General features: G+C 37.2%; 17 protein-coding genes and 1 pseudogene. 8 read left to right on the forward strand and 10 right to left on the reverse strand.

Annotated features, from left to right (window positions below):
• Positions 1-47 precede the first annotated feature (47 nt).
• Positions 48-752 (forward strand): AAA family ATPase, encoded by a 705-nt coding sequence (locus ACPDHL_RS13225; RefSeq protein WP_430533226.1) that lies wholly within the window; start codon positions 48-50, stop codon positions 750-752.
• Positions 753-776: 24 nt separating this feature from the next.
• On the forward strand, positions 777-2,120 hold the full coding sequence (gene dgt / locus ACPDHL_RS13230) for a dGTP triphosphohydrolase (RefSeq protein WP_430533227.1): 1,344 nt from the start codon (positions 777-779) through the stop codon (positions 2,118-2,120).
• Positions 2,121-2,186: 66 nt separating this feature from the next.
• On the opposite strand, the gene ACPDHL_RS13235 is transcribed toward dgt, so the two are convergent.
• From ACPDHL_RS13235 to rplU, 3 genes are all read right to left on the reverse strand, one after another.
• Positions 2,187-3,542: a hypothetical protein gene (locus tag ACPDHL_RS13235; protein ID WP_430533228.1), complete on the reverse strand. Its 1,356-nt coding sequence runs from the start codon at positions 3,540-3,542 to the stop codon at positions 2,187-2,189.
• A 326-nt stretch (positions 3,543-3,868) separates the two neighbouring features.
• The gene (gene rpmA, locus ACPDHL_RS13240; protein ID WP_430533229.1) at positions 3,869-4,129 is read right to left on the reverse strand and encodes a 50S ribosomal protein L27; all 261 of its coding nucleotides are present in this window, start codon (positions 4,127-4,129) and stop codon (positions 3,869-3,871) included.
• A gap of 24 nt (positions 4,130-4,153) precedes the next feature.
• Entirely contained in the window at positions 4,154-4,516 is a 363-nt protein-coding gene (gene rplU, locus ACPDHL_RS13245; RefSeq protein ID WP_430533230.1) for a 50S ribosomal protein L21, read from the reverse strand.
• 397 nt (positions 4,517-4,913) lie between these two features.
• On the opposite strand from rplU, the gene ACPDHL_RS13250 reads away from it, so the two are divergent.
• From ACPDHL_RS13250 to ACPDHL_RS13260, 3 genes are all read left to right on the forward strand, one after another.
• Entirely contained in the window at positions 4,914-6,233 is a 1,320-nt protein-coding gene (locus ACPDHL_RS13250) for a M16 family metallopeptidase (RefSeq protein ID WP_430533231.1), read from the forward strand.
• 22 nt (positions 6,234-6,255) lie between these two features.
• Complete coding sequence (locus tag ACPDHL_RS13255) at positions 6,256-8,301, forward strand: M16 family metallopeptidase (RefSeq protein WP_430533232.1); 2,046 nt, start codon at positions 6,256-6,258, stop codon at positions 8,299-8,301.
• Positions 8,302-8,497: 196 nt separating this feature from the next.
• Positions 8,498-8,893, forward strand: coding sequence for a heavy-metal-associated domain-containing protein (locus ACPDHL_RS13260; protein ID WP_430533233.1), 396 nt, complete (start codon positions 8,498-8,500; stop codon positions 8,891-8,893).
• A 107-nt stretch (positions 8,894-9,000) separates the two neighbouring features.
• Here ACPDHL_RS13260 and gldD read toward each other — a convergent pair whose 3' ends face one another.
• The 3 genes from gldD to mutY are packed head-to-tail and all read right to left on the reverse strand — an operon-like array spanning position 9,001 to position 11,096.
• On the reverse strand, positions 9,001-9,588 hold the full coding sequence (gene gldD / locus ACPDHL_RS13265) for a gliding motility lipoprotein GldD (RefSeq protein ID WP_430533234.1): 588 nt from the start codon (positions 9,586-9,588) through the stop codon (positions 9,001-9,003).
• Between the two features lie 21 nt (positions 9,589-9,609).
• On the reverse strand, positions 9,610-10,050 hold the full coding sequence (locus ACPDHL_RS13270; RefSeq protein ID WP_430533235.1) for a single-stranded DNA-binding protein: 441 nt from the start codon (positions 10,048-10,050) through the stop codon (positions 9,610-9,612).
• Between the two features lie 11 nt (positions 10,051-10,061).
• A complete protein-coding gene (gene mutY / locus ACPDHL_RS13275; RefSeq protein WP_430533236.1) occupies positions 10,062-11,096 on the reverse strand; it encodes an A/G-specific adenine glycosylase in 1,035 nt (344 codons plus the stop codon).
• A 139-nt stretch (positions 11,097-11,235) separates the two neighbouring features.
• On the opposite strand from mutY, the gene ACPDHL_RS13280 reads away from it, so the two are divergent.
• Positions 11,236-11,532, forward strand: a complete 297-nt coding sequence (locus ACPDHL_RS13280; RefSeq protein ID WP_002989807.1) for an HU family DNA-binding protein — start codon at positions 11,236-11,238, stop codon at positions 11,530-11,532.
• 326 nt (positions 11,533-11,858) lie between these two features.
• Positions 11,859-13,415 (forward strand): Rne/Rng family ribonuclease, encoded by a 1,557-nt coding sequence (locus ACPDHL_RS13285; RefSeq protein ID WP_430533237.1) that lies wholly within the window; start codon positions 11,859-11,861, stop codon positions 13,413-13,415.
• A gap of 37 nt (positions 13,416-13,452) precedes the next feature.
• On the opposite strand, the gene pbpC is transcribed toward ACPDHL_RS13285, so the two are convergent.
• From pbpC to ACPDHL_RS13300, 3 genes are read right to left on the reverse strand one after another with little or no spacing between them, the layout of a single operon-like run.
• Positions 13,453-15,825 (reverse strand): penicillin-binding protein 1C, encoded by a 2,373-nt coding sequence (pbpC, locus tag ACPDHL_RS13290; protein WP_430533238.1) that lies wholly within the window; start codon positions 15,823-15,825, stop codon positions 13,453-13,455.
• A 56-nt stretch (positions 15,826-15,881) separates the two neighbouring features.
• Complete coding sequence (locus tag ACPDHL_RS13295; protein ID WP_430533239.1) at positions 15,882-21,380, reverse strand: alpha-2-macroglobulin family protein; 5,499 nt, start codon at positions 21,378-21,380, stop codon at positions 15,882-15,884.
• Positions 21,381-21,391: 11 nt separating this feature from the next.
• Positions 21,392-21,829: a nucleoside deaminase gene (locus tag ACPDHL_RS13300; RefSeq protein ID WP_430533240.1), complete on the reverse strand. Its 438-nt coding sequence runs from the start codon at positions 21,827-21,829 to the stop codon at positions 21,392-21,394.
• 252 nt (positions 21,830-22,081) lie between these two features.
• Between ACPDHL_RS13300 and ACPDHL_RS13305 the strand changes: the two are divergent.
• Positions 22,082-22,231, forward strand: a pseudogene (locus ACPDHL_RS13305) (1-deoxy-D-xylulose-5-phosphate synthase N-terminal domain-containing protein); the annotation flags it as partial.
• A gap of 10 nt (positions 22,232-22,241) precedes the next feature.
• On the opposite strand, the gene ACPDHL_RS13310 reads toward ACPDHL_RS13305, so the two are convergent.
• Entirely contained in the window at positions 22,242-23,399 is a 1,158-nt protein-coding gene (locus ACPDHL_RS13310) for an outer membrane beta-barrel family protein (protein ID WP_430533241.1), read from the reverse strand.
• Positions 23,400-23,480 lie beyond the last annotated feature (81 nt).

Below are 23,480 nucleotides of genomic sequence, written 5' to 3' on the forward strand. Positions count from 1 at the left end.
TTTTTAGCTTATATTTGTAGTTAATAATGTTCAAATCATATTTTGAGATGAGTTCTTTGTATTATATCGACAGAACAGATACTCGTTTGGAAGATGTTATGTTTTCTGAAACAGTAGCAAGAGAAATCGAAGCGTTCTTGAAGGAGTATAGGTATCGTGAAATATTGACGAAATACAACCTTCCTGTTAGTAATAAAATTTTGTTATACGGCAAAACAGGGTGCGGTAAAACAATGACAGCCAAAGCCATTGCCAAGCAATTGGATAAGAAGTTGATCATTGTCAATTTGGCGACTATTGTTTCCTCTAAATTGGGTGAGACTGCCAAGAATATTGAGAGTTTGTTTAAGGAAATTCAATATGAGAGTGCCGTTTTGTTTTTTGATGAATTTGATTCTTTAGGTCAAATTCGCGATTATGACAATAAGGACAATAGTGAGATGAAACGCGTGGTAAATGCTATCTTACAATTGATCGACAATTTCCCACAAAAATCAATTTTAATTGCCGCAACGAATCAAATTCAAATGATTGATGAGGCATTAGTGCGTCGATTCGAATTGAAATTAGAGTATACTGCACCAGAAAAAGAAGCGTTAGACTTGTATTATGATAAGATGTTGGCCGTTTATCCTGAAGAATACGCCAAGGTGGAACGTTTGTATGATGTTTCCTATGCAGAAGCTAAAACTCATATCTTTCGTACAGTAAAGAACAATATTATTACAAGCCAGATAGAATTAGAAAATTAGTAAAGAAACAAAAGAATATAGTATATGATGAAATGGGAAAAGTTACTGTCTTTAAAAAAGCACGGTGACACCTTTGTACGTAATCGTTTAGATGAAAGTCAAACGAGAATTGGTTTTGAAGTAGATTATGATCGCATTATTTTCTCCTCGCCTTTTCGCAGTTTACAAGATAAAACACAAGTAATCCCTTTATCAAAAACCGATTTTGTTCACACCCGATTAACTCATAGTTTAGAAGTTTCCGTAGTAGGGCGTTCACTAGGGCGAAATGTCGGAGAAAAATTACTGAAGAAATATGTGTTTTTAGCTGAAGAATACGGGTATACCGTCAATGATTTTGGCGCTATTGTCGCTGCCGCTTCTCTGGCACATGACATTGGAAATCCTCCTTTTGGTCATTCAGGGGAAAAGGCTATTGGCGATTTTTTTAGCCGTGGAAAAGGTCTTGGGTTTAAAGAGCAATTGACTGAAAAAGAATGGCAAGATTTAATCGACTTTGAAGGAAATGCCAATGGCTTCTCTATTTTGACTAAATCCCGTCCAGGAATCGAAGGTGGTTTGCGTATTTCCTATGCAACTTTAGGTGCTTTTATGAAGTATCCAAAAGAGAGTTTACCTAAAAAGCCCACACGTGATATCTCGGATAAGAAGTATGGCTTTTTTCAAGGAGATAAAGAAGCGTTTATTGACGTAGCCTCTGAATTGGGTATGATCATGAAAGACGATCGCGTTGAGACTGCTTTTTACCGACATCCTTTGGCGTATTTGGTTGAAGCAGCAGATGATATTTGTTATACGATTACCGATTTTGAAGATGGAATTAACTTAGGTTGGATTCCAGAAGAGCACGCCTTAGAGTTCTTGATTATGATTGTGCAAAATAGCATCAATACACAAAAGTATTCTCAATTGAATTCCAAAGAAGATCGTGTGAGCTATTTACGCGCCTTGGCGATCGGTAGTTTAATTGACGATGTAACGCGTTTGTTTATTGAGAATGAAGAGAAGATATTAGCGGGCGATTATCCTTTTGCATTAACAGAGAAATGTTCGTATATCGCTCAAATGAAAGATATCTTAGCGGTAAGTATTAATAACGTATACCAGAGCAAAGAAGTAATTGAAAAGGAAATCATAGGGTATCAAGTAATAGAAACGCTCTTGGAGCGTTTTATAACGGCTACAAATAACCGTTATTATGGTGAAGACAACCACTATGACGGATTAATTCTCAAGTTGCTACCGGAACGTTATATTATAGAAAGCGATAGCCTGTATGAACGATTGATGAGTATCTGTCATTTTGTTTCTATGTTGACTGATGGTAAAGCACTGGAATTATATCATACAATAAAAGTAACCAAATAAAAAAAAGGCATTTGAAATTAATTTCAAATGCCTTTTTTCATTATTTAAACAAATATGGAAATGCGATTATTTTTTAGTTGTTGGAATCCAAACGTGTGAGTACACCATCATTCCACCATCCCACATCTTCATTGCGTCTGGTGCAGCAATGTTTTTCGCTTGTTCTAACGTTGTTCCAAGAGCGTCACCTTTACTAGCTGCAATTGAACCTTCTCCGTGTTTTGTAGCGATTGCAAAAGTAGCTTTGTTATCTTGGTTTTTGTAGTCTCTTACATATAATGTCAAGAATTGTCCAGCTCTTCCGTCGTAGTATCCTTCAGCAGTTAGGATTTCATAAATGATTTGCCCTTTAGCTTCGTCAGTAAATACGCGTTTCATTTCGATTTTTCCTCCTTCAGTGAATGTTCCTGTTCCTCTGAAATCTCCCATGAAGATAAAAGCTTCACCATTTTCTCCGATGTGGAACTCATATTGTCCCATATCATTTCCGTTTACTTTGATGATCGCTGATAAGTATGTTCCATCTAATTCTGCAAATGCAGGTGTAGTTTCACCACCATCTGTACCTTCTTTTGTATAGGTAGAGAATCTAGCTCCTGTTAATTCTGATGCTAATGCAAATTCAGCTTCAGCTTTTGTTTTAGCGTCTGCTTCACCAAAAGTTAAACGCGCTACATCTACTGTGTTCTCCGTAATATCCTTTAATTGAGCTACAAAGAAAGATCCTGCTTTGTCACCTGTACCTTCTAATAAGATTTTGTTGGTATTGGTGTTGTGCTGTAATACTTTCATATCGTAAGCGCCATTGAAGTTTACTACTGTATTAGAGAAATCGTAGTAGTATGTATGTCCTTGTTGAGTGAAAATGTATTTTCCTTGTACAGGTAAATTGATTTTTACTGGCTCTTCACCCCCTGATTTTGTCAATTTTAACCAGCTAAATTTGTTGTTTGCGTGGTCTGGAGTTCCATTTCCACTTGGTGGGAAAGCTGCATCGATTGCTTCAATTTCTGATGCGTATGAGTAGTCAATATTAATATCTAATGATACTCCGTCTTTAATATTACGCAAGAAAAAAGCTTTGTATTCGCTCTCTTTTACGTGTTTAGAAACAACTTTTAAAACGTTTTCTTTATTCTTGTAAACTTTGATGATATTATAAGTATCATCTTCTTGTCCACTTCCTGCCATTAATGACATTTGCATCGCAATTGATTTCTTTTTAAACTCAAACGGAATTGGGTTTCCAGCATGCGCATAGGCATAAGTTCCTTCAAATGGCAACTCTGAACCAACTTCAGTTTGTCCATTGTTGTTGTTTTCGTTTCTGATTACGTCATCATCACTAGAACAACTAGTAGTCCCTACAGCAAATAATGCCATAATTGCAAAAGCAGATAAGAGTTTAGTTACTTTCATCATGAGTAGATTATTATTATGTTTTTAGTTATAATTTAATTTAGACCAAAAATAAATAAGAAAAACGACATATGCAATATTATTTTTATTTTTTCTAAATAAGAATAGTGGAGAGAAGGGAAATGGGAGAAGGGAAATGGGAGATGGTGAATAAAATGAAGAATTCTTTGTTCGGCTTGTTCTTTGTGGTTAAAGGTTTACTAGGATATTGTAGGGCTCATTACCCATTTCTCCTTTTTCCTTTCCAAAAAAAAAGGTACTGTGAAATTTCACAGTACCTTTTTTTATTTTGTAATCATTGTATCTGTATTGACAGATAACTTAGATTCTTAAGCTTCAAATGGAACGATAGAAACGTAAGACTTGTTGTCTTTTTTCTTTTGGAATTTAACAACACCGTCAACTTTAGCATGTAAAGTATGGTCTTTTCCCATATAAACGTTTTCACCAGGATTATGCTTAGAACCTCTTTGTCTTACAAGGATGTTTCCAGCGATAGCTGCTTGACCACCGTAAATCTTAACACCTAAGCGTTTCGATTCTGATTCTCTACCGTTCTTCGAACTTCCGACACCTTTTTTGTGAGCCATGACGTTATAATTTTAAATTGTTAATTACTCAGCTGCTTCAGCTGTTTCTTTTTTAGTCGCTTTTTTCTTTGCTCCACCGAAGTTGATTCCTTCAATTACGATTTGAGTCAAAGCTTGTCTGTGACCGTTTTTCTTTTTGTAACCTTTTCTTCTTTTCTTTTTGAAAACGATTACTTTATCACCTTTAAGGTGTTGTAAAACTTTAGCTTCTACAGAAGCACCTTCTATAACTGGGGCGCCTATAGTAATGTTGTTGCTGTCGTCAACTAAAAGAACTTTATCAAAAGTGATAGTAGCTCCTTCTTCTGTCGCCAAACGGTGAACATATACTTTAAGGTCTTTGCTAACTTTGAATTGTTGCCCAGCTATCTCTACGATTGCGTACATAACAATAAATTATTAATGTTTATTTAAGTGTGCAAATGTACGATTCTTTTTTAATTAGTCAAATGTTTTTTAAAAGAAAAACAGTTAATGGTTGATAGTTAGCGGTTACGGGTTGATGGTTGATTGTTGCTTTTTGTACGGCTTATCTCATCTAGTTTATATTTTTTTTTGATATTCGGTGAATCTTCACTGCGTTAGGATTTGTTCTTAGTGTGGTTTATCTCATCTAGTTTATATTTTCTTCTGGCATTCGCTGAACCTTTACTTCGTTCGGTTTGTTCTTTTTTACAGGCTATACCGTGAAAAGTGCAAATCGCAAAAATAAACAATTCATGCTGTAACAAAATCCAACTTCGTGCGTCTCATAGTGCTATAAACTAAATTCAAAAACTATAAAATGAAAAGATCACTCTTGATTTTAGGCGCATTATTTTACGGAATGACTGCGTCAGCTCAAAAAGTGGAATTCGAAGAATACACTTTAGATAATGGGCTTAAAGTTATTTTGCATCAGGATAAGTCAGCTCCTGTTATTATCACGTCTGTTATGTATCACGTAGGGGCAAAGGATGAGAATCCTGAGCGTACAGGATTTGCACATTTCTTTGAGCACTTGTTATTTGAAGGAACGAAAAATATCGAACGCGGAGAATGGTTCAAATTGGTAACAGCAAATGGAGGCCAAAACAATGCCAATACGTCGGATGATAGAACGTATTATTACGAAGTATTTCCATCAAATAATTTGGAATTAGGATTGTGGATGGAATCGGAGCGTTTGATGCATCCTATCATCAACCAAATTGGGGTAGATACACAAAATGAAGTGGTAAAAGAAGAGAAGCGTTTGCGTATGGACAACCAACCGTATGGCCAATTGCTTCCTGAAGTGAAAAAGAACCTATTTACGAAACACCCATATCGTTGGGCACCTATTGGATCGATGGAACATCTAGACGCTGCAACATTAGAGGAGTTTTTAGCGTTCAATAAAAAATTCTATATTCCAAATAATGCCGTATTAGTTGTTGCTGGAGATTTTGAAACTGCTCAAGCTAAAACGTGGATTGAACAGTATTTTGGTTCTATTGCTAAAGGAACGCCTATAACGCGTACAGCTATTCAAGAAGATCCAATCACCAAAGAAATCAGAGCATCGTACCAAGATCCAAATGTTCAAATTCCGATGTTGGTTCAAGCATACCGCACGCCATCAATGAAAACACGTGAAGCACGTGTATTGGATATGATTTCTACTATTTTATCTGGTGGGAAAAGCTCAAGATTGTACAAGAAAATTGTAGATGAGCAGAAAAAAGCATTAGAAATAGGTGCATTCAACTTAAGTCAAGAAGACTATGGAGCGTATTTGATCTTTGGTTTACCTATGCAAGGATTTACAACAGCTGATTTAGTGACTGAAATCGATAAAGAGATTGAGAAATTGCAAACGGAATTAATTTCGGAGCGCGACTTCCAAAAACTGCAAAACGTATTGGAAAATAACTACGTGAGCGAGAATGCTGATTTAGAAGGATTAGCGCATAATTTAGCAACTTACAGCTTGCTATACGGTGATACCAATCTAATTAATACGAATATTGAGTTGTATAAAGATATCACGCGTGAGGAGATCCGTGAGGTAGCTAAAAAATACCTGAATAAAAATCAGCGCTTAATCTTAGATTATACGCCAGAGAACGAGACTACAAACTAATGCGAAACAAGACGAAGAAAAAATGAAAAAAGTATATATATATGCAGCTAGTTTAGTTTTTGCTTTAGCAGCTGCTCAACTACAAGCACAAGACAGAAAACAACCAGTTTCAGGGCCAGTACCTACAGTACATGTTGGACAACCAACTTCCTTTGTATTGAAAAATGGATTAAAAGTATTGGTGGTTCCCAATCATAAATTACCCCAAGTTTCTTATACCTTAACGATAGATAACCCTTCCATTGTAGAGGGAGAGAAAGCAGGTGTATCGTCTATTTTATCTCAAGTATTAGGAAATCAAACGAAAAAAATGTCCAAAGAACAATTCAACGAAGAAATTGATTTCTTAGGAGCAAATATTCAGTTTTTCTCTTCAGGAGCGTTTGCTAGTGGATTGTCAAAATACAATGAAACTATTTTGGGATTATTGGCAGATGGAGCTTTAAATTCAGTTCTTACACAAGAAGAATTTGACAAGGCAAAAGCGCAAGTAATCGAATCGTTAAAAACAAGTGAGAAGAGTGTAACTACCGTAGCACGTCGCGTAGAAAATGCGTTATTGTATGGAAAGCACACAGCAGCAGGAGAATTTGAAACGGAAGCTACAGTAAGCAACGTTACGTTAGCAGATGTACAAGCGTATTACGATAAGTATTTTTCGCCAAACAGCGCTTACTTAGTGGTGGTTGGAGATGTAGACTACAAAAAAACAGAAAAGGCGGTTAAGTCGTTATTCAACAATTGGAAACAATCTCCAGTTGCCTTTGAAGAAATAGCAACAAATAAAAACGTAGCAACAACGCAAATCGATTTTATCAATATGCCGAATGCGGTGCAATCTGAGATTGCTTTAGTCAATGAGGTAGATTTAAAAATGACCAATGAAGATTATTTCGCTGCTCTTTTGGCGAATCAAATCTTAGGTGGTGGTGGAGAAGGACGCTTGTTCTTAAACCTACGTGAAGCACATGGATGGACATATGGTGCATATTCTTCAATTAGTGTTGCACGTAAATATCCAGGTAAATTTAGAGCAAGTGCATCTGTGCGTAATGTTGTGACAGATAGTGCTGTAACAGAATTTATCAAGGAAATCGAATTAATGCGTACAACCTTAGTAAAGGATGAAGAGTTGAAAATGGCAAAAGCAAAGTACATTGGAAACTTTGTGATGGAAATTCAAAAGCCTGAAACGGTGGCGCGTTATGCTTTAAATAAAGAGTTACACCGATTGCCTGCTGATTTTTATGAAAACTACATCAAAGGTATTAATGCGGTAACAGCAGCAGATATCCAAAAAGCAGCACAAAAGTATTTCTTGAATGAGAATATGCGCATTGTTATTGTTGGAAAAGGAGCAGATGTAGTTGCTGGATTAGAAGGATTGAATAAACCTATGTTCTTCTATGATAAAGAAGCGAATGCAGTTGAAAAACCTGTGTTCAAAAAAGAAGTAGCAGCAGGTGTAACAGTACAGACCGTATTAGCAGATTACATCAAGGCTATTGGTGGTGCGGATAAGGTAAAAGCAGTGAAATCATTGATGATTACTAGCGAAGCTGAAGTACAGGGGATGAAGTTAGAAATGGTAAATAAAGTGAAGGAAGGCTACTTGTCTTCAGAGCAAAAAATGATGGGTGCTGTGATGTCTAAGCAAATTATTACACCAAAAATGGGGTATACAGTAATGCAAGGACAAAAATCTGACATTACAGGAGATGAGTTGAAAGAGGCTCAAGCAGAAGCTATGCCATTCGCTGAATTAAAAGCAGATGCAGCAGCTGTATTAACGGGAATCGAATCGATCAACGGTGTAGATGCCTATGGCGTTAAAGTGGGGAATACCACAGCGTATTACGATACTACGACAGGATTGAAAGTGGCTGTTGTTCAGGAAATGGAACAAATGGGACAAAAAATGCAACAAGTCGTTAACTATTCGGACTATAAAGAAGTAAAAGGAATCAAGTTTCCTTTTGTTCAATCGATGAATGTAGGAATTGAAATCGAAATGAAAGTCAAAGAAATTAAAGTTAACGAAGGAGTTTCGGATGCCGATTTTAAATAATCTTTTTAAAACTTAATTATAATTCTTTTTGAGAAGTCGCTATTCTAATCGAATAGCGACTTTTTTTTAGTTAAAGTCAACCGTAACAATTGATTCTCAAAACAAAAAGAGTGAATTATAAGGAGTGCGCATTGCCTTTTTTTGTATTTTTGTAGGATAAAAGCATTGTATTAATCAATTAGTTAACAAGAACGAGATGAAAATAGTAAAACTAGGATTAGTTGCCTTAATAGGCGGTATCTTTTTAGTAGGTTGTAAAGGCGAAACAAAGACGGCAGAAGGACAAGCGAATGAACAAGTTGAAGCCGTAGAGCAAGTTGAAACAGCAGATACGAATGAGGTAGCAGGTACGATGGAACAAGCTACATTTCAAATTGAAGGAATGACATGTGCTTTAGGTTGTGCTAAAGTGATTGAAAGTAAATTAACGGGATTGCCAGGTGTAAAAGAGGCTACAGTCGACTTTGACAGTAAAACAGCTAAAGTGGTATTTGACGATGCCAAACAAAATGGAGAATCGCTGACTAATACGGTTCAGAAAATTGCAAATGGCAGTTATAAAGTAGAACATTTAGAAGTAACTACACTTTAATAGTTGGATAAAAAAAGGGCTTTCGCTAAAACGAAAGCCCTTTTTTTATGGTTGTATGTGACAATGTCTTTCTTGAGGAAATAGGATGGCGAATGCCTTGGTAAAGATTAATTTTTCATTGATTTTTCCCATTTTAGCGATTCTAGCATTTGGCGCATATCTTCCTGTATATAATGGCTAGCAGGAAGTATAGAATCAAAGTTGGGTTTAGCATAAAAGTAGAGGGAAGCTACCACGAAGTTTTTGACGCTATCTGTAGCGTAAAATTGTACATTGGTTGCTGCATTACCCCCAACATGATAAAACATACCGAAAACGCGGTCTTTTTCATTGACAAAAGGTTGCTCGACAATTTCATCTGCTTTGATGAAGTGTTCATAGGTTAATTTTTGAGCGTCTTTCAATAAAGCATCGAGGTTATTGTCTACGGTTTTATAGTTCATAAAGATCGTTGCTTTCATCTCAGGATAGTGAACTTCAAATGCTGTTGCTTTCAATTCTTTGACCGTTGTGTTTTTGTTCTGGTCGAAAGTGAAGTGATGGTATGAATTCTCGTAGGTTTTGTATTCCTGTTTAGGGTAATTCAGTGCTAAATAAGCATTGGGTTTTGGTGTGGTTTCTTTTTTGCAAGAACCAAGTGCGAGTACGACTCCTAAAAAAGCAACGCTGTAGCGTGCGAATGTTTTGTGGAACATAGAGTTTATTTACTTATCCGATTAAAAAGGCAAATTATCGTCGTTGTTTTCTCCTGGAATAGAGAAGTTGTCAATGGCCTTTTTGCGTTCAATTTCTTCTGGTGTAACGGTTCTACTGCTCTCTTTTTTTGTATCAAGAAACATGAATTCCGTTACGATAATTTCAACAATTTGTTTTTGTATTCCTTCTTCCGAGGTCCATTGTCTGGTTCGTATCCTACCTTCAACGTAAATGCGATCGCCTTTAGTAAGGTGTTTTTCACATATTTCTGCTTGTTTATTTCGAACGACAATATTGTGCCATTCTGTAGAAGTGATGCGTTCATTGGTTGTTTTATTGATGTAAACTTCGTTGGTTGCCAAGGGAAAACGTCCAATGCAATTGCCATTCTCAAAATAGTGTATTTTGACATTTTCGCCTAAGTGGCCAATAAGTGTAACTTTGTTTAGTGTGCCATTCATAAATGCAAAAATTATACGGTTAAGGATTGAATAAAGTTATGAATTACAATTGGAAAACCAAATTTATTTAATTCACTCCAAGCGACAGTGTTCCCCTTGAGTGCAGTTGTTTTGACTAACCAAAAGTGAATGTGTAGTTTTTGGTGGGATAGTTGATGAATAATCACTTCTTGTGTGAGCGCTTCAAATTGGATAATAGAGTCAGCGAGGTGGTGTTTTTGTAGGTGTTCAGCAATATCGAAAGGGGTGTTCTCAAAGCGATCGAAAACGGGAAATTGATACAGGTTTTGCCAAATATCCTTTTTTGTACGTTGTTCTAGTTGCGTATTTCCTTGTTCATCTAAGAAAATAAGGAAGTCCATGTATCGGTTTTTAACCTTGGTTTTGCTGAGTTTCACGGGGAGCTTATCGACCTGGTTGGTTTGGTAGGCAACACAGGTGGTAATGAAGGGACAAGGGGTACAATTAGTGCCTTTGGGAGTGCATTGAATGGCGCCGAAATCCATGATCGCTTGGTTAAATATCGCGGGTTGTTTTTGAGAGATTAAACCAGCTGCAACCTGTTGAAATTCTTTTTTTGTTCTTTGAGTAGATATATCAGATGTAATTCCGTAAATTCGTGCGAGAACTCGAAAAACATTCCCATCAACTACAGGAACGACTTCATCATAAGCAATTGAGGCAATTGCAGCGGCGGTGTATTCACCAACGCCTTGTAAGGTGAGTAGGTCTTTATAGGTGGTAGGGAATTGACCTTCAAGTTCAAAGGCTACTTTTTTCGCTGTTGCATGTAAATTTCGCGCACGACTGTAGTAACCTAAACCTTGCCAAAGCAGTAAAACATCATCTTCTTGCGCATTTGCCAGGTCAAAAACAGTAGGATATTGCTGTATAAAAGCCTCAAAATAGGGTAATCCTTGGGCTACGCGCGTCTGTTGAAGAATAATTTCTGATAGCCAAATGGAATAGGGATCTTTTGTTTCACGCCATGGTAAAAAACGTTTGTTGTCTAAATACCAAGCTATTAGTTTGTTAGAGAAAATCATGATTAAAAAGTGTCTGGGGCAAAAATAAACGATATATAATTAAATTTTAATCGATTAAGATTGAATTATTGGATTATAAATTAATATATTTGCACACTCTAAAAAAAACGGACAACAACAAATATAATTAATATCTAAAATGACTAAAGCGGACATTGTAGCTAAAATTTCAGAGAAATTAGGGCTTGAGAAAGGTGACGTTCAAGCGACAGTAGAATCTTTTATGGATGAAGTAAAAGCGTCGTTAGAAACAGGTGAAAATGTGTATTTAAGAGGTTTTGGAAGTTTTATCATCAAAACAAGAGCTGAGAAAACTGGAAGAAACATTTCTAAAAACACAACAATTAGAATTCCAGCTCACAACATTCCTGCATTTAAACCAGCTAAAGTGTTTGTAGAAGGTGTAAAATCAAACACAGAAGTAAAAGTAAAATAATTTATTAATCTCTAAATTACACACATTATGCCAAGTGGTAAAAAAAGAAAAAGACATAAGGTAGCAACGCATAAGCGTAAAAAAAGAGCGAGAGCTAACCGTCACAAAAAGAAAAAGTAGTTTAATACTACTTTTTTCTTTTTCTAAGAAAGTTTAAAATACGTTCATTGATAACTATCTTATCAAGTTGAAGAAGGAATAAACAGGCATCTGCTTGTTTTTTAAAATAATGTTTAATCCATCTATACAAACTCATTTTGTTTTGAAAGGATTCTCCAGAATAACCAAAACAGTGTAATGAATGAGTATGGATAAAAATGTACAGTGTGAATAAAGAGCTAATTATTAGGTCGAATTCTGATACAGTAGATTTTGCCTTATTAAAAGATGGAAAACTAATTGAACTGCATAGAGAGCGTGAAGCTGATGAAGGAAATGGTTTTCAAGTCGGGGATATTTTTATCGCCAAAATCAGAAAACCCGTTCCCGGATTGAACGCTGCGTTCGTACACGTAGGTTTTGAAAAAGATGCTTTTTTGCATTATCACGACCTAGGCCCGAACTTAAAAACGCTATTGAAGTTCACTAAACTTGTAAGTGGAGGTAAATTAAAAGATTACGCCTTAGAAAACTTTGTTTTTGAAGAAGAGATAGATAAGGATGGAGCTATTACTGATGTATTAAGCGCCAATCAATCCTTATTGGTTCAAATTGTAAAAGAACCTATTTCAACAAAAGGACCACGTATTAGTTCAGAATTGTCCATTGCAGGTCGATACGTCGTACTTGTACCTTTTTCGAATCGCATTTCAATTTCGCAAAAAATTGAATCCAAAGAAGAAAAGGATAGACTAAAAAAACTAGTACAATCCATCAAGCCCAAAGGTTTTGGAGTAATCGTACGTACAGTTGCTGAAGGCATGAAAGTAAGTGAAATCGATAAAGATTTACGCAACTTAATGGCCAAGTGGAACAACATGTGCAAAAAGTTAACAACCGCACATCATCCCTCTAAAGTACTGGGTGAAGTCAATAAAGCTTCGTCCATTCTTCGAGATGTTTTTAATGATACTTTTACGGGTATCATAACAGATGATGAGGATCTGTATTACCAAACAAAGGACTATCTGCAAGAAATTGCCCCGACTAAGGTGTCGATTGTAAAGCATTATCAATCGAGAGAAGTTCCGATTTTTGAGAAATACAGTATTGAACGCCAAATAAAGACCTCTTTTGGTAAAACCGTTTCTATGAGCAAAGGTGCTTATTTGATCATAGAACACACGGAGGCGTTGCACGTCATTGACGTGAATAGCGGAAATCGTTCAAATAAGGCACAATCTCAGGAAGATACCGCCCTGGAAGTAAACTTAATTGCCGCAGCAGAAATTGCGCGCCAGTTGAGATTGAGAGATATGGGGGGAATTATCGTGGTCGATTTTATTGATATGGGTAACCCAGAGAATAGAAAAACCCTGTATGATTTCTTGAAAGAGGAAATGAGCGATGACAAAGCCAAACACAAAATTTTACCACCTAGTAAATTTGGACTCATTCAAATCACTAGACAACGCGTTCGACCAGAGGTATCGATCGAGACTAGAGAAGAGGATCCCAATGAGCATGGTGAGATCGAAGCTCCAATTTTAGTTATTGACAAAATTAGAGCACACATCGAAAATATTATTGCAAGAGATCCATCTTGCAAAATAATCTTGAATACACACCCATTTATCGCGGCTTATCTGACGAAAGGATTGCCTTCTTTGCGAATGAAATGGTGGATGGAGTTCAAAAAATGGATCAAAATTGTACCGCGTGACGCTTACACGTATTTAGAATACCATTTCTTTGATGATAAAGGAAAGGAAATATCAGAATAACGAAAAACCCAAAACGAAATCCGTTTTGGGTTTTTTGTTAGTTTTGTTTTTCTAGATAAAATTCAATGGTCTGTGTATGACCTTCTTCATCGGTAATGGTCAGGTAGTTCACTCCTTCTTTGCCGTGAATGGCTGTTTCGTGAAATTGACTGGTTGTGCCAATGTATTGCTCGTTTAAATACCAAAACAAGGCTTTATTTGCACTACTTGTACTCGCTTTGGCTATAAAAGGTTGTACTTCGGAATAGAAGTTTTTTGTCAGGTAAATATGTTCCCCGTGTTTGGGGTAGATAAATTCAATTTTCTTGAGCTGATCTTGTGGCGCACAATCTCCCCTAAATGGAGGTAAATCTTGATAATCACTGTGTGATTTTCGATAGAAATACGCCATCGTTGGCGGTAGAATAAACCAGGGTATGGGTTGGATCTGATCGACGGACTCGCATTGGCTGTTCACTTGATATTGCAAGGAGGTATCCAAATGTACGAGTCTGTGGTAGGGGCATAAAACGGTTTTTTTTGCACGAAAAGGAACAAGGTCCGTTTGGGTCTGTGGACAATTTGGACCTGCTAAATAACCTGATGCTTGACAAATCGCTACTTCTTCCAAATCATTGAAGGGAATGGGTACATCTTGCTGTTTGGGTAAAAGTTTGAATAAATCAAAGAGAATTGGTCCGGCCATGCGGACGCCACTAATGGAAGGTCGTCCTTCGCCTGACGCGTTACCTACCCATACACTAACGACGTATTTTTTGTTGACGCCAATAGCCCAAGCATCACGCCCACCAAAACTCGTTCCCGTTTTCCAAGCAATTTTAAGCGCTGAGTCGTAGTATTGCCATGCCTCATCACCTTCGGGGCGATTTACTTTAGTAAGTGCCTCAAAAGTGTTGTAAATAGCTCCTGCGCCCCAAATTGTTTTCTCTTTGGATGTTGCTCCAAAAGATTGGGTGAAAGAGGCTTTCCAATTGAGCTCTTGTATTTCTTTGGTACGATAGTCGTGATCCTTGTTGTAGTGATTAACCGTCCCCACCATGCCTGCATAGGCCCTAGTTAGCTGCCATAAACTGCTTTCCGCTCCTCCTAAAATGAGGGATAACCCATAGTGATCTGGAGATCTGTTGATGGAACTAAGATTGAGTTGTTGTAAGTGGTCATAAAAGCGATAAACGCCATATTGTTGTAACATCAAGACAAAAGGGATGTTTAACGAGCGAGACAAGGCTTCATTTGCTGTTACAGCACCTTCATAACTGTTGGAAAAATTCGTTGGCTTATACCCTGAAATAACAATGGGAATATCCGCAACCAATTGATGGGGTAGTAAAGCGGCATCATCGAGCATGGCAGCGTATAAAAAAGGTTTCAAAATACTTCCTGTACTTCGTGCAGCTTGGATGATGTCTACATCTTTTTGATGCGCGGTTGTCGTAGGAGAGTTTCCTATATACGCAATAACATCTCTGTTTTCTACGTCGACAATTAGTGCCGCTATATTGTAAACCTCGGCTTGTTTGTAGTGGGTATAGTAATTCTCAACAATTGCATTGGCGCGTTGTTGTACAGCATAATCGACTGTTGTTACCAAGCGCTCCTCTTTGTTGGTTTTGGCTACATATTGCAAAAGATGAGGAGCTAATTGAGGAAGTTCATGTGGTTTTTGCGGTAGAGGTTCTGTAATGGCCAAGTCATACGTGCTTTGATCAATACGTCCCTTGTCCCTTAATTTTTTTAGTAAGGAATTGCGTTTTTGGAGTAAAATCTCCTGATTTTTTCCCGGATAGATTAAACGAGGAGCATTGGGCAACACCGCTAGAGTTGCACACTCTGCCCAAGAGAGTTGTTCGGGTGATGTACCAAAATAACGCCAAGCCGCCACGTCGAGTCCCACTACGTTACCTCCAAAAGGTGCATGTGAGGCATATAGATTTAGAATTGATTTTTTACTGTACTTGAATTCCAATCGCGTGGCTTGAATCAGTTCTATAATTTTTTCAAAGTAGGTGCGTTTTTTTCCATCTCTCGCTAATCGAATGGTTTGTTGCGTTAAGGTACTTCCCCCTCTTTTTACCTTTTTTGCTGATAAATTAGAGGTAAAGGCTTTGACAATGGAAACAGGATTAAATCCCCAATGGTAGTTGAAATATTCATCTTCATAGGCCATGATACAGGTTTCAAATTTTTCAGGAACTTGTTCCATGGCAGGAAATCTCCATTGACCATCACTTGCGATTTGAGCCGCGAGTAACTGGTGATCCTTGCTTTCAATCACAGTGGAATAGGGTTTGTCAAATAAAGTTTGAGGCAAACAAAAGTAATAGGCAATCAAGGTGATTCCTATTAAGATGGAGCCTACTTTCTTTTTCGTGCTCCATGTACGCCATTTTACATTAGGTCTGAATTTCATATAAAACAATACAGGGATATAGCTACCCCTGTATTTTGTATTGATTTAATATGTTGTTATTTAATTACTTCTACCCATTGTCCAATGGTGCGGCAACGATAAGCGTTGTCATACATCGCATTGGCTTGTACACCTGGTAAGTAATAATTTCCTAAGTAGGAAGCATTAAGCGTCACGCGTAGGGTTTTGGTTGTATTGGCTTGTAGCGTAAAGTAGAACATGGTACGATCATCGCGAATGTCAGTATAGTCTACTTGATTTTGTGCACCACCTGCGTCGGTATAACGCAAGTTGACAATTTCCCAACCAGAAGGTACAATATGGGTTAATGCTACATTTTCAATGCTGCGGTTACTTGTATTTGAAATGGTAATGTCACAAACAAATTCAGTCCCCTGTTGCAAGCTACTTGGGTTTACGGCAGCTCCATTGGTTGAGCGATAGTTTGTTTTGATCATCAAATTACTTTGATCTGCCTGTTCTTCACCCACGGGTAAAATACCACTGGAGGTCAAACGTGCATAAAGTGCGGCATTACTCTTGTTTTGAACGACTAAAGTATTGTTCGACTTGATGCTCTTTAACTCTGTACTAACCATAGCTTTGGTTGTATTAACCGTAGCTGCTTGCCCGTTATAGGTATAGAGCGTATTGATTCCATCTCCTGGTTTGTGTACGTTGACATAGCTGGCAATTGCATTTAAGGCATAGGCCGTTGTCTGCGTGCTCATCCATTGAGATGATCCCAATTTATTCGCTAGTTCAAGGGCATATTCATGTGTTTTGACTTTGTTCGCTCCACTGTTCATCATCGTTTCTAACACCATAGCTAAATTGCGTTCGTAGGAACCATAGTAGGAATAGCCTGAAATCTCATCCAACGAAAGGTTAGCGATTAATTTCTGAGCGGCATCTTTTTGTCCTGCTAGCGCATAAGCGGCTGCGAGACGGAATTTCGTATTGGTAGAAATTCCTTGCGTTTCTCTTAATCGGTTCATCGAAGCAACATCGGCTTGTCCAGCAAGAGCTAAAGTGTACAAGCGATACGCTTGAGCAAAATCTGAGCTATAGCGTTTGTCGTACTTCCATTGACGCGCCATCTTTTGTTGGTAGGCAATCCAGTTGGCTTTGCTGTTTACTGGTAAGACATAGCCCTTTTTCTCTGCTTCAATATAGAAATGTCCTACATAGGAAGTAGCCCAGTCATCTGCATAGCTATTTCCTGGCCAATAGGCAAATCCTCCATCAGAAAACTGGCGTTGTGCCAAGCGCTGAATACCTTCATTGACATTGCGTTGGATACTTTGTTTTTTGCTGTCATCTAGCGTAATTAAATCCCCTAAGTACAGCTGAGGAAATACACCCGAGGTAATTTGCTCCGTACACCCATGAGGGAAGGTAATTAAGTAATTTAAACGAGAGGTTAAATTAATGTTCGGGAAGGTAGAAAGCTCTAAAGTAGCCTTGTTACTTCCTGCAATTCCAAATGGAATCCAATCTAAATCTTCTTGTCCTTGTGGGTCAATGCTTACAATTTGTGTACGCGTTGTCACTGGGTTTGGATTGAGTACATCCAACTCAATGCTATACGTCGCTTTTTCTTTGCCAGAAGCGGCCTCAATTTCAATTTTGGAAATTCCTGTTTTATTGGCTACTTCTAGTTCAAAATACGCAATTTTATCATCGGGTTCGCTAAACGTTACTTGTTGGGTAGAAGAACCGCTAATTTTAAATTTATCATCCGTTTTAACGGATACTTGTGCATTTTTCACGTGGTTTTCCATGGCGAAAACCGTTACTGGTAACGTGATTTTCTCTCCAGGAACAGCTCGTCTTGGTAAAGATCCTAAGATCATTAATGGGTTGTTTACTTTTACCGTCTTATCAGCATGACCATAGGCTCTGTTTTCCGTGTTAGAAGCGACAATCATCGTGCGCACAGATCCGATGTATTTCGGCATTTTGATTTCGTGTGAAGCTGTTTTGCCTTTTTCTAAGGTATATGGACCTGAGAAAATAACAACAGGTTTAAAGCGATTGGCTTTTTTCACTTGTCCAGCGCCTAAATCTTCATCCCCACCAATACTGAATACTTGATTGATGGTTCCTCCATAGGCTCCAATGATGTAATCAAAAACATCCCAGGTACGAACACCAAGTGCAGACTTACTATAGAAATTTTGCCATGGTGCAGGTGTTTTAAAGCGCGTAAGATCCAGTAATCCATCCTCAACAATGGCAACGGTATACGTCATCTTGTTTCCATTTTTCTCCTTAACTTTTAAGGTGAATTTCTCTTCTGGACGCAATTTATCTGGCATGATGATCTCAGGCTCCAATTTTGTTTTCTTGTTGTACACGCTGATTGGCGCAATACCATAGAGGCGGATTGGCGCGTTATTAATCGTATAGGCGTGGGGTTGAATCAAGGTAATGTTAATATAAGCATTCGGAGCCATAGCTGCCGTTGCAGGTAATTCAAATGTCGTTTCCCCTTGTTTGGTTTGTACCCAATGCGTAGATAGAACACTACTGCCACTTTCTACAGAAACCAAGGCTCTTCCACCTTCACTTGATGGGAAGGATAGCTTTATTTTTTCATCCACGGTATATTCTTTTTTATCCGTAGCAATCGATAAGGCAATCGCATCTTTTCCTTCTCTGTGTTTGGTTTTTGCAGACCAATACGGCCAATCTACATACACTTGTTGAGAAGCGATATGACCACTGTTTAGGTTGGTAATCACTACTTCGTAGTTCCCCCAATCTTGTTCAGGGATTTTTAATTCGAATTTAGTTGATCCCTTAGATGAGGTCGTTAGTTGATCCGAACTGTAGAGGCTGTAATAGTCTGAAGCGTTGTAATTGGATACGCCATACTCGTTCGAACTCCACCACCAGTACCCTTTTTTACGGTATACATCGACTTGGATATTTTGCCCCAATCCTTTACCGTCACTGTCTACCGTTACAATAGAAAAATTCAAAGGTTGATCAGTTTCGTAATAGCCATATTTATTAGCTTCAGGCGCTTTTATTCCCACATAACTTGCATAAGGAGAGTAGGTAAGAGTGGAAACGTCGGTCGATACATCTCCGCCATTTTCATATACCTTGGTCGTTAAAATCGCTTTTAACATGGCTGAGTTTTCTACGGTATTTTTCAAGTTAAGCGAAAAGGAAAATGTCCCATTTTCGCTTGTTCTACCCGAATATACATTGATGTCTTCAGTTGCATAAGAAGACAAACTATTGTTGAAACGATAGTTCGGATATGCTTTGAAAGTTGTTTGTTCAGGTAGTAATTTAATCTGTACATCGGCTTTCAAGTTCTTCGCTGTACTTCCTTGTAACCATTCTACGGTATAGTCGATTTGCTTGTTGTAGTAATCGGATGTAATTATTTTACCTTCCGCATTATTTTTTATTTTTAAGCGATTGGGCTTAATCGTTTCTACCTTAATGCGCTTGTAAAATTTAGCTCCTCCCACTTGGATGATTGCCTCCCAGTTTCCTGTTGGGGCTTCCGCATCTGTTTTTATTTTAAATGCATAGTGATTGGCCGCATTTTTCTTTTGTACGATTTGTTCCGTTACTTTTCCAAAAGGATCAGATAAGGTCAATTTAATTGGGTGATTGTCTGGTAAAGGATTAGCGATATCATCTAAGATAAACCCAATGTGAATATCATCACCAGGACGCCAAACACCGCGTTCAGTATAAACATAACCGTTCATCCCCTTTTGTAGAGTTGTTCCGTCGACATCGTAATTACTTACAGAAAGTGCATTGGCTTGATCTATTTTGATGTACGTTGTATTGTTGTCTTGTTTAGCAATGGCAAAATACGCCTTGTTTTTACCAAGGTTTACTTTTGCAATTCCATCGCCATCTGTTTTGGCTGAAGTAAGTAGCTGTTGTTGATAGCTATAAAATTCAACCGTTGCTCCATTGACTGGTGCGGTTGTTAAAATATTCGTTACGATTGCTGTGTAGACATTGTCGTTTCCGCCTTTTACAATGATTCCTAAATCACTGGCAAGCACGTTAGCACTTGGCATTTGCGTATAGTAATAGTAAGCGTCAGAACATGGATCTTCGCGTTCTTCCCACGGATAGTAGCGGTAGTAGTATTCATATTCATCGTCCTCAGGCTCTAAATCCTCTTCTGCTTCATAGTCAATTTCATCCTCAGCCTCTTGTGTACAGGTGAGGGCATATGCTTTTTTAAATGAGAATTTTACGTGATAAATAGCCCCTGGATCTGGTTTGATCAAGGTCGATAAATCCAACGCATAGGCATTCCAACGCAATAGCGCTTTAGGATCTGGATTGGTCAGTTCAATCGTTGTTTTTGCAATCGGTGCTGCAACGGTATAAAGCGAATAAGAACCATCTAAGTTATTGGATTGTAAAAACTGTAGGATGTTATTTTGATAAACTTTATATACTTTGACATCTACCGCTCGTAACGAGGTGGCTTTGAAGTTGATTTTTAAATTTTCCGAAGAAGGTAAAATAGTTCCATTCTGAAGCAATTGTACTTCGGGTTTCGGAATAGCAAAGCTAATGGTTTCGGTGTGAATTGAACTCAATCGGTTGCCATAGGTATCTGTGATTCCCTCTTGAACCAATAGGGTTACTTCTTCTGGTAATGCTTTTTCGCTATACACTTTAATCAAGTTTCCTTCGATTAAAAAGGTCAAGGGCAAGCTTTCAAATCCCTGTAAACGAATTAACCCTTCTAGGCTTTGATTCTTTTTAATAGGATTTGAGAAGTTAATTGCAAAAGCGTGATTATCACCAAGAGTAGTTAATACCTGATGAACAGCAAAAACATCTTTAGCGGGAATATCAAACGTTTGCGTTGTTTTTTGGTCGAGTTGAAGTGATTTTGCATCAACAGTTAAGGTCAATTCTGAAGATTCCTTTTGGCGTTTAATCCCGCGAATAGTAAAGGGAAATTCCTTTGCTTCTTGGCCATCAGCTGTCTGAAAAGACAAGTCAACTCCTTGTTTTGCCTGCTGTGCTGTAGTGATTTTTTTAATCGTTTCTGTACTCGTCCAATCGCTGGATTTAACCATACCATGCAGAATGTAGCTGTCTTTATCTGCTGATTGTAAATCGGTAAATTCCGTTGTAAACTGTTGAGGTACGGTATGTACTAAAAAAGAAAACGTTTGCTGCGCTTCTTCCACAGCAGTTAGTTTACCCAAGTGGAAGGTAATATAGTACTTTTGATCCTGTTTTAAGCGTTCTGTAGGTTCAAAACGCAAGGTTTGATTGGCTAAATAATGTAATTTTCCCTTTACTGCAGGTGAAATGGTAAATAATTTAGCATCGACCTCTTGTTGATCTTGCCATTCACCCCAATTCTTCGTTAGGGCAATGTCGATGGGAGATTTGGACGAAATCATCCCTGTGGTAAAGGCCGTGATGTACTCGCTAAAATCCTTGGGATCTGATAGCGGAAAATCCTGAGTGTCCTCCTTTTTACAGGCCTGTAAGAAGGCGAGTAGCACACACACTACCGTTAGTACAATTTTTTTCTTCATAGCTTTTTAATTTATCTTCTTTTTTCAAAAAACGAACGCATTAGTGTGGCACATTCCTCTGCCAAAACGCCTTGGGTAATGGTGGTCTTCGGATGGAGTTGTCCCCCCATAGTTTGAAAACCTCTTTTTTCGTCACTTGCTCCCCATACCACCCTTGAAATCTGACTCCAATACAAGGCCCCCGCACACATTTGACAGGGTTCTAAAGTTACGAATAAAGTGCATGATTTCAGGTATTTAGCGTCTAAATAATTGGCCGCGGAAGAAACCGCTTGCAATTCCGCATGGGCGGTGACATCGTGTAGTAATTCCGTGAGATTATGGCATTTGGCAATGATTTTATCGTTGGAAACTACAATAGCGCCAACGGGAATCTCCCCCTTTTCAAAGGCCATTTGCGCCTCGCTGAGGGCGATTCGCATAAAGTATTCATCTGTGAAAATATCCATAACTCACTTTTAAATTTAAGCAAAGTTAAGTGAAAAACGATTGCTGTTATTTTATATCGTAAAAAAATCACTACAAGTAGGGAAGAATTCGTATGAGACTATGTTACAATTGACTGTTTTTTTTTACCACAGTATTTCATTTTTATGAATGTGAAATTCTGTTTGTAAACGTGGTATTATTTAGCGTGATTAGTGTTTGAGTAAAAACAAAGTTGTAATTTTGTTCTTCACCAAAGAAGAGTAGTAGGGCTTATGTTACTAGAACAAATCAAAGATCCTTCCGATATTAGACAGCTAAGTTTGCCACAATTGGAAGAATTGGCTGCTGAAATCCGACGATTTATCATTGATATTGTAGCAACTAAAGAAGGACATTTAGGAGCGAGCTTGGGCGTTACAGATAAAAAAACTATCATATTTCAACACGTTCTATAGAAAGATTAGAATGCTTACTTTTTACCTTACTTCCAAATTTATAATTAAAAGAAAAACCTATACTTCTACTGTCATTATAACTATGCACAATATTTACATAATCGTGAAAATATATTTTTTGGTCTTTTCGTTCTTGCCTAAAAACATCATTTACGAAGATTCTGTAAGTTAATTTATTTTTAATCAATGTCCCCTTCATTGCAAGTGAAAAAGACGATTCTGATTTATAAATAACATTTAAAGAAGCACTTGATGGGATGTAGGAAAAAGAGGTTGAAATAAGAATATTTTTAGTTATTTTTAAATCTGTATTTAAATAAAGATTAAACGCAAATCCATTTTTAGAAGTAGTTTTTTTATCATACAAAGTCGAACTAGAATAAAGTACATCAAATAATAGTTGTGAACTTAACCAAGGAAGTGGAGATAGCAAAACATTTACTGTTACACCAGCAACTCTTAAGTCAGAATCATTAACATATTTCTTTTCTATTATTTGATCATTTAATTTACTAGTTGCTGATATTAACTTTCTCATATCAGAATAATATAAATTAAAGAAAAACTTATTATTCAATGAATAAGTCATATTCAAATCGTGATATATTGAAGGACTTAAGCTAGTTGATCCTTGAACAAATGATTCACTAGATGTAAATTGTTTATAAGGATTAAGATAGATAAAATAAGGTCTTATAACTCTTTTATTATAAGAAAAACTCAAAACATGTTGATTATTTGTATAAGAAATCAATAGGTTAGGAATCAGATAGCTTTTATAATTATAATTTTCATATCGTACACCGATTTTTACATCTATAGGAACTATAATTTTAAATCCAGTGGAAGCGTAAAAACTATAAATATTTTCTTTAAAATTAAATGTGTCTTCTAAAATGTAAGTATTTCTTGTTGAATTAATCTTAGTCCCTAATTCATAAAATATTTTTTCCCTTTTTACGAATAAATCTAATTTTATATCATAATTTTTTATTTGTGTAGAAGATTGATAATCAAAATTATTCAAACCAAACAATTCATTATTATCGACTAAACGTTGATTTAAATAAGTTGTATTAACAGACAGATTACTACCTAAGCTATCAATTTTATAAGTTGAATAAAAAACTAGAATATTGTGTAGGCTTACCTAAAAATCGGACAGTTGTTAATTCGAAATTATTAACTTTAAACAAAACTGTCAAATATGAAAACA

This window comes from Myroides sp. C15-4, assembly GCF_050522745.1.
Classification (GTDB): Bacteria; Bacteroidota; Bacteroidia; order Flavobacteriales; family Flavobacteriaceae; genus Flavobacterium.